This window comes from Streptomyces sp. NBC_00726, assembly GCF_045161735.1.
Taxonomy (GTDB): Bacteria; Actinomycetota; Actinomycetes; order Streptomycetales; family Streptomycetaceae; genus Streptomyces.
In genome coordinates this window covers 189,833-201,984 of sequence record NZ_CP108984.1, presented here as the reverse complement: position 1 = coordinate 201,984, position 12,152 = coordinate 189,833, and the positions used below count along the sequence as shown (strand labels likewise).

Annotated in this window: 12 protein-coding genes; 10 read left to right on the top strand and 2 right to left on the bottom strand. The window is 72.7% G+C overall.

The window, feature by feature from the left end:
• The first annotated feature begins 5 nt into the window (after window positions 1-5).
• Window positions 6-560, top strand: a complete 555-nt coding sequence (gene tpg, locus OG338_RS30450; protein WP_331741973.1) for a telomere-protecting terminal protein Tpg — start codon at window positions 6-8, stop codon at window positions 558-560.
• A 184-nt stretch (window positions 561-744) separates the two neighbouring features.
• Here the strand turns inward: tpg and OG338_RS30445 are convergent, their stop codons facing one another.
• Window positions 745-1,701 (bottom strand): ScbA/BarX family gamma-butyrolactone biosynthesis protein, encoded by a 957-nt coding sequence (locus OG338_RS30445; RefSeq protein WP_331741970.1) that lies wholly within the window; start codon window positions 1,699-1,701, stop codon window positions 745-747.
• Window positions 1,702-2,210: 509 nt separating this feature from the next.
• Between OG338_RS30445 and OG338_RS30440 the strand changes: the two genes are divergently transcribed.
• From OG338_RS30440 to OG338_RS30405, 8 genes are all read left to right on the top strand, one after another.
• On the top strand, window positions 2,211-2,795 hold the full coding sequence (locus OG338_RS30440; protein ID WP_331741967.1) for a ScbR family autoregulator-binding transcription factor: 585 nt from the start codon (window positions 2,211-2,213) through the stop codon (window positions 2,793-2,795).
• Between the two features lie 328 nt (window positions 2,796-3,123).
• Window positions 3,124-3,930, top strand: a complete 807-nt coding sequence (locus OG338_RS30435; RefSeq protein WP_331741963.1) for an AfsR/SARP family transcriptional regulator — start codon at window positions 3,124-3,126, stop codon at window positions 3,928-3,930.
• Window positions 3,931-3,989: 59 nt separating this feature from the next.
• Complete coding sequence (locus tag OG338_RS30430; RefSeq protein ID WP_331741960.1) at window positions 3,990-6,002, top strand: condensation domain-containing protein; 2,013 nt, start codon at window positions 3,990-3,992, stop codon at window positions 6,000-6,002.
• A 73-nt stretch (window positions 6,003-6,075) separates the two neighbouring features.
• A complete protein-coding gene (locus OG338_RS30425; protein WP_331741958.1) occupies window positions 6,076-6,303 on the top strand; it encodes an acyl-CoA carboxylase subunit epsilon in 228 nt (75 codons plus the stop codon).
• A gap of 10 nt (window positions 6,304-6,313) precedes the next feature.
• The gene (locus tag OG338_RS30420; protein ID WP_405940578.1) at window positions 6,314-7,900 is read left to right on the top strand and encodes an acyl-CoA carboxylase subunit beta; all 1,587 of its coding nucleotides are present in this window, start codon (window positions 6,314-6,316) and stop codon (window positions 7,898-7,900) included.
• Window positions 7,901-8,008: 108 nt separating this feature from the next.
• The gene (locus tag OG338_RS30415) at window positions 8,009-8,839 is read left to right on the top strand and encodes an AfsR/SARP family transcriptional regulator (RefSeq protein WP_331741954.1); all 831 of its coding nucleotides are present in this window, start codon (window positions 8,009-8,011) and stop codon (window positions 8,837-8,839) included.
• A 32-nt stretch (window positions 8,840-8,871) separates the two neighbouring features.
• A complete protein-coding gene (locus OG338_RS30410; protein WP_331741951.1) occupies window positions 8,872-9,516 on the top strand; it encodes a ScbR family autoregulator-binding transcription factor in 645 nt (214 codons plus the stop codon).
• A gap of 1 nt (window position 9,517) precedes the next feature.
• Window positions 9,518-10,039, top strand: coding sequence for an acyl carrier protein (locus OG338_RS30405; RefSeq protein ID WP_331741948.1), 522 nt, complete (start codon window positions 9,518-9,520; stop codon window positions 10,037-10,039).
• Here OG338_RS30405 and OG338_RS30400 read toward each other — a convergent pair.
• Window positions 10,021-11,004 carry an AfsR/SARP family transcriptional regulator gene (locus tag OG338_RS30400; protein ID WP_331741945.1) on the bottom strand — a complete coding sequence of 328 codons (984 nt, stop codon included), beginning with the start codon at window positions 11,002-11,004 and terminating at the stop codon, window positions 10,021-10,023. The two genes, OG338_RS30405 and OG338_RS30400, sit on opposite strands and share 19 nt — an antisense overlap.
• A 303-nt stretch (window positions 11,005-11,307) precedes the next feature.
• On the opposite strand from OG338_RS30400, the gene OG338_RS30395 reads away from it, so the two are divergent.
• The gene (locus OG338_RS30395; RefSeq protein WP_111339870.1) at window positions 11,308-12,129 is read left to right on the top strand and encodes an AfsR/SARP family transcriptional regulator; all 822 of its coding nucleotides are present in this window, start codon (window positions 11,308-11,310) and stop codon (window positions 12,127-12,129) included.
• The last annotated feature ends 23 nt before the right edge of the window (window positions 12,130-12,152 follow it).

Sequence of the window (12,152 nt, the reverse complement as noted above, 5' to 3'; positions counted from 1 at the left end):
AGCCGATGAACACGGTGGGCGAAGGTCTCGACGAGGCGGTCCAGCGGGCGTTCACCCGGCCCGCGCCCAAGTCGGCCGGCGCGCAGATGCGGTACCTCGTCAAGCAGCTCAAGGGCACCAGGGCCGCCGCCGCCCTCCTCGGGATTACCCAGCGCACGGTCGAACGGTATGTGCGCAACCAGCTGAAGAAGCCCCGCCCGGAGCTGGCCGCCCGGATGGAGCGGGAGGTCAAGCGGCGCTGGCAGCCGCAGATCCAGGCGAAGGCCCGCAAGGCCGCGGCGACCACCGGGGGCATCGTCATCGACACCCGGGCCAGGTTCGGCTACACGGCGGCGCCCGGCTCCACCGACGACGCCCGGCTGCGCCACCTCACCGTGGCGCTTCCGCCGGCGTACGCGGCCCGGCTCTTCGAGCTCCGGGAGCAGGGCGGCAGCGACCGCCAGCTCCAGGAGGTCGCCGCCGAGGGGTTGCAGGAGATCTACTTCAAGGACGGCGGGCGCCGGGCGCAGGGGCTGCTCGTGGAGTACACCGACCTGGAGCACGTCGCCTTCGACCTCTGACGGGGCGTCGCGGAGCCCTCGCAGGGCGCGCCTGTACGCGGGAGGCGAGGCCCTCTTGCGGGGCGGCCTCCCGCGTGCAAGCGTGAGCGGGTTCTTCGGTCGCTTCGGTCGCTTTGCTGCGGCGCGTACGGGTGTGACCTGCTGGTTCGCCGTGTGGAGGGTCAGCGACCCAAGCCGGGTCCGCCTAGCCGACCGGCCCGGTGAGCACCGTGGTGAAGACGTTGTTGCCGTCCTGGTGGCCGGTGACCTCCACCGTGACCGTGTTGCCGGGTTCGTGCTCCACCCGGGTCACCTCGATCCAGCAGGGCCGGTCGAGTTCGGCGTACTGGTGGAAGTCGTTGATGGCGGCGGCCGGGGTGAACGTCCGGGGCGCCAGCACGGCGCAGGCGGCCTGGCGGGCCGCTTCGAGCAGGACCATACCGGGCACGTGGTCGCCCCTGTGGTCGAACAGGATCGGGTGGTCGAGGTCCGGGGTGAGCAGCCAGCGCGGCCTTTCTCCGGGTGCGGCCCCGGGGGCGGGGGAGAGCACGACATCCGTGGTGTACGGCCGTCCGACGACGGCCGGCGGCAGCGGATCGCGGGCCGGGAACGGCTCGGTGACGGGCGATTGGGCGGCGCGGTTCTGGCGTAACCGGTTGTAGACGGCCGGGGGGATCACGGAGATCTGCCCGGTGCCGCCGGCCAGGGAGCGGCCGCCCCGGCGGAGCGCGAACTCGAAGGCGACGCGGCTGGCGATGCCCCTGCGCCGGACGATGTCCGTGCACCTGGTGTCGAGGTCGAAGTCGGTGGGGCCCGAGGCGATCCGCAGGTTCCCGGGGTCGGCCGTGTACGTGATGCTCGACATCACGAAGTTGTGGCCGAGCGGTACGCCCAGCTCCACGTGGGAGACGTAGATGCCGGCCTGACGGAACGTTTCCGCGATCTGGAGCGGGTCATGGCTCGTGCCGTCCTGGCTCCGGAACATGGTGTGGGCGCGAGGCCATTGGCCGGTCAGCGCGAAGCTCATCCCGTCCCGGGAGTCGCAGCCGGTGAGGAACACCTCCGCGACGGAGTCGCGGTGCACGTACTCCTTCGCGACCGTGCTGGTCAGCCGCGGTGCGGCCGGGAGTGCGGTTCTGGCTTCAGCGGTGGTGAGACTCATGGGGCCCCCGTCTTTGACGTGAAACCTGGGTTCGGCGACGCCACTTAAGATACGGACCTACCGGTTTTCTTCAATCGGCCCAAAAGTAAAGAGTTTGCCAAGAACTGAGCGTTTACTTGAATATCGCATTCCGTTTCGTTGCTCTGGATGGGCAGTTGGCCCCGTGCAACGCGGCAGGAAGGCGGACATACAGTGCATGATTCCTCGCGCTGCTCGCGGCCGGCGCTCCGGTCGACGGGAGAAGAAACCGATCATGCGGTTTCTTCTGTTGGTTCGCGATGCATTTTTCGGGGAGAACGGCTAGAGAAACCAACTGTTTCCAAGGCCGGAGCTCACGAAGCCCCCCGGCCCCATGCAAAATGATCAGCCGAACCCCGCGAGGCGCACGCCCGGCCGTGAAACCAACCAGCCGTGCGGTTTGCTAGGGTATGCACGAGTCAGTATGGAGAATCCAGGGTGAATCGGACGGCTCTACGTCGGTTTTCCCGCCCCGCCCGTAGGAGGACACGATGGTGAAGCAGGCGCGAGCGGCTGTGACGCGTCAGGCCCTCATCTCGGCCGCGGCGGAGGTCTTCGGCGCCGACGGGTACGCGATGGCGACGCTCCCGGTCATCAGCGGCCGGGCCGGAGTGAGTTCGGGTGCCCTGCACTTCCACTTCCCCAACAAGGACGCGCTGGCGGCCGCCGTGGAGGACGCCGCGGCGAAGTCCGCCCTCGCGCTGACCGAGGAGAGCGCGAGCACCGCCGAGGGCGGCCGGCTCCAGGGGCTCGTCGCCGCCGTGGGCAGGCTGATGGACGCGGTCACCGACGACCCGGTCGTGCGCGCGGGCTTCCGGCTGGGCGGCGACCCCTCGCGCAAGAGCGAGGCCAGGCTGCACGACTGGTGGTACGAGTGGGTGCGCGACGCCCTCGTCCAGGCCCGCGCCAACGGGGAGTTGGCCGAGGGTGTCTCGGCCGAGGACGCGGCGGTCGTCATCGTGGCGGCGACGCTCGGCCTGGAAACCCTTGGTGCGGCCGACCGGTACTGGCGGTCCGCGGAGCGGCTGGTCCAGCTGTGGTCGTTCGCGCTGCCACGGCTGAGCGCGGCGGAGTAGCAGGCGCGAAGTCGCATGCCCCGCCCGGGGTTTCGGTACGTCGCCGGTACGCCTCCACCTCGTAAAACAGTCCATCCGGTCTGGTAATTCGGGCATCCAGTGCCGGGGTGTGGGCACCTCCGGACGCGCCAACTCCCTTCCGTTTGTCCGTTTTTGGGGAAACTTATCGGAGCAAGGTGGCCCACCCCTCAAGGATCACCGGGGACCGCGTGAGACTAAACAGCGCGCACGGTTTGGTATTGACATACCGCTCGTGCTGTTTTTAAATCGTTCCGTCAGCAGAAAGTTCCAGGCCGTCCTGGCGGCCCGGGGATGACGGGGAGACCGCGTGGACATCGACGTACTCGGCACGCTCGCCGTGCGGGAAATGGGCACTTCGATCACACCGACCGCGCCCAAGCCCCGGCAGGTGCTCGCCCTGCTGGCCCTGCACGCCGACGAGGTGGTGCCCGTGGGCACCCTCACCGAAGAGCTGTGGGGGAGCGAGCCGCCGCGCAGCGCCCGGCCCACCCTCCAGACCTACATCCTCCAGCTGCGCGAACTGATCACCGCCGCGCTCGAAGGGCACGGCGACGGCACCCGTACGGCCAAGGACGTCCTGCTCACCGTCCCCGGGGGCTACTTACTCAAGGGCGGCGAAGGCGGCCACGACGTGCAGGAGTTCGAGCGGCTGGCCGGCATGGGATACCGGGCGATGGACGCCGAGGACTTCCCCGAGGGGGCGCGGCTGCTGCGCGAGGCGCTGGCCCTGTGGACCGGCCCGGCGCTCGCCGACGTCCACACCGGACCGCACCTCGACACCCAGATCAAACGGCTGGAGGAGAGCCGGCTGTGCGCCCTGGACCAGCGCATCGAGGCCGACCTCAGGCTGGGCCGCCACCGCGAACTGCTCTCCGAACTCACCGTGCTGCTCAGCAGGTACTCGACCCATGAGAGCCTGTGCGGCCAGTACATGCTGGCCCTCTACCGCTCCGGGCGGCGCGGTGAGGCACTGGACGCCTATCAGCGGCTGCGCTCCACGCTGGTCCGCACGCTCGGGCTCGAACCCTCGCCCGCGCTGGCCAAGTTGCAGCGTTCCATTCTCATGGCCCGGCCCGAGGGCGTCGCGGGGGCGGGCGGAGTGCGGCTCGCCTGAGAAGGCCGTACCGGCTGAGGGAGGGCATGTGATGCGGCGCACGCGGGATCAGGGCCCCGATGAGTGACGATCCGGTGCTCGCGGTGGTCCTCGCCCCCGTGCCCGCCGCCGGCCCGTCCGTCGAGGTGGAGCTGTGCGGCCCCCTCGACCCGGGCCTGGCCGAGGCGGTGGCGGCCCGGGTGACCCAGCGTCACGCGTACACGGTGACGGCGGAGGCGTCCGGCGCCGGACGCCTCATGCTGCGCGTCGAGCCTCCGCGGGGCGGCCCCGCCCGGCCCGGCGCCGAGGTGTTCGCCGACGTCCTGGCGCTGGCGGGCGGCGCGCGCGACACCGTCGCGGTGGCCGGACACCAGCAGGACCTGATCCGCGCGGCCGTCGAGGAACCGGCGGGCGGGCACGTCGGCCAGGTCGCCTGGAACTGGACCGGGCCGGTCGATCTCGCCCGGTTCACCGCCGCCTGGCTGTCCGTCGCCGACCGGGAGTCCGTGCTGCGGGCGGCTTTCGACTGGACGCACCTGCCCCGCCTGATGCTGCACGACCGGGCCGCGATCGACGTCGCCCACCTCGCACACGGCGCCGTCTCCTGGAGCGACCTGATCGAGCGCGACCGGCTGCGCGGCTTCGCACCGCACCGCCCCGGCCTGCTGCGCGTGACCCTGATGGACGGGCCGCCCCGCCCCGGCGGCACCCACGCCCCCACCCGGGTCCTGCTCACCTACCACCGGGCGCTCCTCGACGAACGCGGCGTCCACCTGCTGCTGCGGGAGTTCTACCGGGCCTACGCCCGCGGAGGCACCCTGCCCGGACGCGAGCGGCGCCCCGATGTGCGCGACCACGCCCAGTGGCTGGCCCGGCAGCGGACCGAGGGCGCCCGCGCCTACTGGGCGACGGCCACCGCGCCCCCGGAGCCGGCCCCGCCCGGGGCCCAGGACGACGCGTCCCCGGCCGGTCCGCTGGGCATCGGGCGCGTCCACCGGCGGCTGCGGCCGCCCCAGACCACCCGGCTGCGCACCTGGGCCGCGATGCGCGGGGCGGGGGAGTCCAGCGCCCTGCACGCCGTGTGGGCGCTGCTGCTGTACCGGGCGGCCGGTGCGGCCGGACCGGTACCGGTCAGCTTCGGCGTGCACCTGTCGGCCCGGGACATCCCGATGGAGGGTGCCGCGGGCATTCCGGGGCTGCTGGGCAACCCGCTGCCGATGACGGTCACCGTCGACCCCGCCGAGCCGGTGGCCGGTCTCCTCGCGCAGGCGCGCGACGCCGCGCTGGACCTGGCCGTGCACGCCTGGGTGCCGGGCGACCGGGTCCGGGTCTGGACCGGCCGGAACCCCGATGCCGAACTTTTCGAGACCGGCATCGTGTTCGACAACCGGGTCGAGCTGCCCGCCGCGCTGCTGGCGGAGCTGCGCGCCCAGGACGTCGAGGTGGACGCCCCGCGCAGCATCAGCGCCCACCCCGGACTGCCGCTCACCCTGGCCGCCCGGCACGACCCGGACGGCGGGCTCTCCCTGACGGTGCGCTACGACCGCCGGTGCCTGGGGGACGTGGACGCGTCCGCGCTGCTCTCGCACTGCGTACGCCTGCTGAGGTCGTTGCCGGACCACCGCGATCCGCAGTCCGCCGTGGGCGATCTCCTCGAACTCCTCCAGGGCTTCGAGGTGCCCCGCGTGCTGCCCCGGCCGCCCGTGCCGGAGGGGCCCGACGTGGCGGTACTGCGCGCCGGGGACCCGGCGGCCGACACGATCGTGCTGGTGCGGACACCGGGGGTGCCGGTGGGGGCGTACGAGGCCCTGGTACGTCATCACCGGGGCCCGGAACGGATCGTGAGCCTGCGGGCGGCGCGGCCGGGGGATGCCTCCGGGCTGTCCGGGCTGCTGGGGGCCGGGGAGCCGGTGGGGGCCGGGCGGCTGGTGCTGTGCGGTGCCGGGCCGGGGGGCGCCGCCGCGTACGAGATGGCGTGCGCGGCCGGTGCGGGCATGGTCGCGGCCGTCGTCATGACGGGGGTCGGCAGTGGTTCCGGCTGCGCCGGTGCGCTGGCGGCCGGGCTGAAGTCCGTGTGCGCGGGGAGCCGTTGAGCGGTTCTCCAGTGGAGCCGGAGCGGTGCTCCAGCGGGGCGGCCGATGCTGCCGTAAACACTGGAGGTGGGGTATGGGCGGTCCGGAACCGGCGGTGTCCGCGTTGCGCGTCGAGCGCGGGCGGGCCACCGAGGAGGAGCTTGCCGCGCTCACGGTGGTGCTGCTCGCCCTGCGCGCGGAGGCCGGCGGGCGGCCGGACGAGGCCCCGGCCGGGCGCGTCCCTGGGTGGTCCCCGGGGCCCGTCTACCGCGCTCCGCGCAGCTGGCGACAGTGCGGCAACGCCTTCCGGGAAGGGACCTGACGACATGTCGATGACTACTTCCCCCGTCCCGGAACTGCTGGGGCGGGCCGGACTCCGCGGCCACGTGGCGGAACTGCGCGAGATCCACGCGGCGGCGGAGCACGGGCCCGGTGACCGGGCGACCGAGGCACAGCACGCCAAGGGCAAGCTGACGGCGCGCGAGCGCATCGAGCTCCTTTTCGACCCGGGTTCCTTCCATGAGGTGGAGCAGCTGCGTCGGCACCGGGCGACGGGTTTCGGGCTGGAGGCGAAGAGGCCGTACACGGACGGTGTCGTCACCGGCTGGGGGACGGTGGAGGGCCGGACGGTCTTCGTGTACGCCCATGACTTCCGGATCTTCGGCGGGGCGCTGGGCGAGGCCCATGCCACGAAGATCCATAAGATCATGGACATGGCCATTTCGGCCGGTGCGCCGTTGGTGTCCTTGAATGACGGCGCCGGTGCCCGTATTCAGGAGGGTGTGTCCGCGCTCGCCGGATACGGCGGTATCTTCCAGCGCAACACCAGGGCTTCGGGCGTGATTCCGCAGATCAGTGTGATGCTCGGCCCTTGTGCGGGCGGCGCGGCCTACAGCCCCGCCCTGACGGACTTCGTGTTCATGGTCCGTGAGACCTCGCAGATGTTCATCACCGGTCCGGACGTCGTGAAGGCGGTCACCGGCGAGGAGATCACCCAGAACGGCCTGGGTGGCGCGGATGTCCACGCCGAGACCTCGGGCGTCGCGCACTTCGCGTACGACGACGAGGAGACCTGCATCGCCGAGGTCCGGTACCTGCTGTCCCTGCTGCCGCAGAACAACCGCGAGAACCCGCCCGTGGCAGCGACCGCCGACCCGGCCGGCCGCCGCTCGGACACCCTGCTGGATCTGGTGCCGGTGGACGGCAACCGCCCGTACGACATGGCGGAGGTCATCGAGGAGCTGGTGGACGACGGCGAGTATCTGGAGGTCCACGAGCACTGGGCGCGCAACGTCATCTGCGCGCTGGGCCGGCTGGGCGGCGAGGTGGTGGGCATCGTCGCCAACCAGCCGAAGACGCTGGCCGGTGTGCTGGACATCGAGGCGTCCGAGAAGGCCGCGCGATTCGTGCAGCTCTGCGACGCCTTCAACATCCCGATCGTGACGCTCCTCGACGTGCCCGGCTTCCTGCCCGGCGTGGACCAGGAGCACGGCGGCATCATCCGGCACGGCGCCAAGCTGCTGTACGCGTACTGCAACGCCACCGTGCCCCGTATCTCGCTGATCCTGCGCAAGGCGTACGGCGGCGCCTACATCGTCATGGACAGCCAGTCCATCGGCGCGGACCTCACCTACGCCTGGCCCACCAACGAGATCGCGGTCATGGGCGCGGAGGGCGCCGCCAACGTCATTTTCCGGCGGCAGATCGCGGCGGCCGAGGACCCCGAGGCGATGCGCGCCCGCATGGTCAAGGAGTACAGGACCGAGCTGATGCACCCTTATTACGCCGCCGAGCGGGGGCTCGTGGACGACGTCATCGACCCGGCCGGGACGCGCGAGGTGCTGATCGCCTCGCTCGCGATGCTCCGCACCAAGCACGCCGACCTGCCGTCCCGCAAGCACGGCAACCCCCCGCAGTAGAGGCTTCCCGAAGCTCCCCGGTAAACAGGGCGCGCGGTTTGGTATTGACAAACCGCGCGCCCTGTTTTTAGCTTCGCTGATGACTCATGCGTGAAAAGGGGGAGCACCATGGACATCGAAGTACTGGGCGCGCTGGTCGTCACCGAGGGCGGGATCTCGGTCACCCCGACGGCGCCGAAGGCCCGGCAGGTACTGGCGCTCCTGGCCGTGCACGCCGACCGGGTCGTCTCCGTACCCGATCTGATCGAGGAGCTGTGGGGCGGGAACCCGCCGCGCAGCGCCCGTACCACCTTGCAGACGTACGTGTTGCAGGTGCGCGAGCTCATTGCCGCGGCTCTGGTACGCGCCCCGGGCGGCGCCTCGGCGCGTACCGCCAAGGACGTCCTGGTCACCACCCCTGGCGGGTATCTGCTGGACACCTCGGGCGGCACCGTCGACGTCCGCGAGTTCGAGCGGCTGGCCGGCTGCGGCTACCGTACGAGCGACGCGGGCGACTTCCCGCGCGCCGCACGCGAACTGCGGGACGCGCTCGCGCTGTGGACCGGGTCCGCCCTCGTGGACGTACGGACGGGGCCGCGGCTGGACATGGAGCTCCGGCGCCTGGAGGAGACCTGGCTGTGCGCCCTCGACCAGCGCATCGACGCCGATCTGCGCCTCGGCCGCCACCGCGAGCTGCTGAGCGAACTCACCGTCCTGGTCAGCCGCTACCGCACGCACGAGAACCTGCACGCCCACTACATGGTCGCCCTGCACCGCTCGGGCCGGCGCAGCGAGGCGCTGGACGCCTACCACCGGCTGCGGGCCAGGCTCGTCGGTGAGCTGGGGCTTGAGCCATCCGCAGGGCTGCAACGACTACAGCGCTCCATCCTGAAGGCCGGGTCCGCACCCGCGCCCGGGGCCGCCGCCGACACCGGCGAGCGGCTGACCCGGGTCGGCTGAACGCAGGGGTCCCACGGTCCTGGGAGGACGGAATGCAGGAGAGGTCGGAACGCACCCGGCGCCGGCTCGTCGGCGCGGCGGCGGAGCTGTTCACCCGGAGCGGGTACGCGAGCGCCACGCTCGGCCAGATCGCCGCGGCCGCGGGCGTGACCAAGGGCGCGCTGTACTTCCACTTCCCGTCGAAGGAGGCGCTGGCCGACGCGGTGGCGATGCACGGCCACACCCTGCTCGGGGAGTTCCTGGACGGGCGGCGGACCACCGGCGACGGGCCGGTGCAGCAGCTCATCGATCTGACGTACTGGCTGATCCTGGCCCGGTGCGAGGATCCGGTCGCCCGGGCCGCGATCCGGCTGGCCGACGACGGTGTGGCCGGTCCGGCCGGCACCGGCGGGCTGCGCCGGGCATGGCTCGCCGAGGCCCGGCGGCTGCTGGCCGAGGCCGGCGCGGCCGGGGAACTGAGCGCGGACGCCCGTGGCGCCGGCGGAGAGACGCTGCTCGCCGCCCTGTTGTACGGGGTGGCGCCGCCCGGTACGGAGCAGACCGCCTGGACCGGGCCGCGGCCGGGGGACGGCGGGGCGCTGTGGCAGCTGCTGCTGCCGGTGCTCGTGGGCCCCGGGCGGACCGGCGGCTACCGCACGGCGCCCCGGCCCGGGGCCGAGGCCGTGCGGGCCGCGTGACATGGTCGCCGCCCCCGCCGATGTCCTGGCCACGCTGACCGGCCTGCTGGCCGGCGTCACCCGGCGCGACGCGTGCACCCTGCACCCCTGGCAGCCGTTTCCGGAGATCGGCCTGGACTCGCTGCTCGGCACGGAGTTCGTGGCGACCGTGAACGCCCGCTTCGGCACCGCCATCAAGGGCGCGGCCGTCCTGGACCACCCCAGCCTGGAGGCGTTCGCCGTGCATGTGGCGCGGGAGGCGCGGTGCGGGTCGGCCCCCGCGCCGGTCGCCGCCCCGGCCGCGCCGCCGTGCCGGCCGCTGCCGTCCGCCGACGAGCTGCGCGAGGAGCTGGCGCAGGTCCTGGCCTGCGATCCGTGGGATCTGGACCCGTGCACCCCGTTCAGCGATCTGGGCGTCGACGCCCGGGCGGGCGCGGAGTTCATGACGGTGGTCAACCGGCTGTACGGGCTACGGGAGCGGGCCGTCGTCCTCCACGACCACCCGGACCTGACCGCGCTGGCCGCTCACCTCGCCACTGCCTGAGGGCCCGTTTGAGCGCCCGTCTGAGCGCCCTCCGTCGCCGCGTTCAGCCGGCGGGTCAGCTCCAGCTGCCGGCGGCCCAGCTCGTCCACCCGGCGGCGCAGCCGGTCCAGTTCGTCCAGGACACCGGGGGCCACGGGCGCGGCCAGGCCGGGGGAGTGGGTGAGCACCGACTCCAGGCGGCCGCGCAGTGCCGGGCCCGGTTCGATGCCGAGGGCGGCGACCAGGCGGAGCCGGGCCCGCTCGTACACGCCGATGGCCTCCGCCTGGCGGCCGCTGCGGTACAGGGCGACCATGAGCAGGTCGTAGAAGCGCTCGCGCAGCGGGTGGTCGGCGGTCAGCCGCTCCAGGTCGCCGACGCACTCGCCGTGCCGCTCGCAGCGCAGCCGCGCCTCGTACAGCGCCTCCAGCGTGGTGAGCCGCATCTCGTCCAGCCGGTCGGCCTCCGCCGCGCACACCGGCCCCCGGCGGCAGTCCTGCAACGCCGGGCCGCGCCACAGCCCCAGGGCGCCGTGCAGGATCTTCGCCGCCCGGGCCGGGTCGGCGGTGACGGCCGCCCGCCCCTCCGCCGAGCGCCGGGTGAAGCGCTGGACGTCCGTGGAGGCGCCGCCCAGGTCGAGCAGATAGCCCGTCGGCAGGGTGCTGATCCACACATGGCCGTAGTCGCCGGGTGCGGGCAGCAGCCGCCGCAGCCGGGCCACATGGGCCTGAAGGGCGTTCGCCGCGTTTCCGGGAGAGGTCCCGTCCGCCCCGTCCCACAGTTCCGCCGCCAGCCGGTCCACGTCGAGCAGCGCCCCGGCGTGGGTGACGAACGCGGCGAGCAGCGCCCGCTGCTTGGAGCCGGCCGGGACGATGTCCGTGCCGCCGGTGGCGTCGTGGACCATGACCGGGCCCAGCAGCCGGAACTCCACGGGGCTCGGCGCGGCGGCCCGTGCCGCCTCCGGGCGCGGAGTGGTGAGGACGCTCATCGGGTGGCCCTCCCTCGTAATCCGGTCACGGCATGGACGGTAACGACCGGCAGATGGCCGGGGGAGACCGCCCGAGCGCCCCTCCAGCCGTCGTCCGCGTGTTCTTGAGGCGGCCGCTCCGGGGCCGCAATCCGGGCGCAATGCCTGCTTGGAAGGCTGCTCGAACGCCGATCGAGAGAATGAGGCGCACGGGGTGCCCGGGGCTAGCGTGCCTGGCGCCGACGGCTTTCGGCCACGGGGCGAAGGCGCCGGCGCACGCGATCACGGCCGGGCCCACCCTGGCCGGTCCTTGGGGAGGCCACCGTGCGAATACAGGTTCTGGGTCCGTTGAGCGCCGAGGTCAACGGGATGTCGATCGTGCCCACCGCGGGCAAGCCGCGACAGCTCCTCGCGCTGCTCGCCTTCCACCCGGGCCGCGTCGTGCCCGTGCCCACCCTCATGGAAGAGATCTGGGGCAGCAACTCGCCGCAGAGCGCCATGACCACCCTTCAGACGTACATCCTCCAGCTGCGCCGCCGGCTCGGCACCGCCATGGGACCCGACACCCCCGGCGCCGCCAAGGAGGTCCTGGCCACCCGGCACGGCGGCTATCTGCTCCAGGTCCCGCCGGACGCCGTCGACGTGCACCGTTACGAGGAGCTGGTGACGGCCGGGCGCGGCGCCTTCGACCGGGGCGAGGACGTCCGGGCGTCCTCGCTGTTCGGTGAGGCGCTCGGGATGTGGCAGGGTTCCGCGCTGGTCGACGTACGGCTGGGCCCCGTCCTCGACATCGAGGTGATGAGGCTGGAGGAGTCCCGCCTGGTCACCGTCGAACGGCGCATCGACGCGGATCTGCGCTGCGGCCGGCACACCGAGGTCCTGGCCGAGCTCACCGACCTGATCATGCGTCACCCCCAGCACGAGGGGCTGCACTCGCAGGCGATGGTCGCCCTCTACCGGTCGGGCCGGCAGGCCACCGCCCTCGACGTCTACCGCAGGCTGAGGCTGCGCCTCGTGGAGGAGCTGGGCGTCGAGCCGTCGCCGCAGATGCAGCGGCTGCACCGGGCCATGCTCACCGTCGATCCGGCGCTCGACGTGCTCAGCGGGCCGCGTGGACTGTCCACGTTCGATCTGTACGCGGCCTGAGCGCAGGTCCAGCGCCGTTCGAG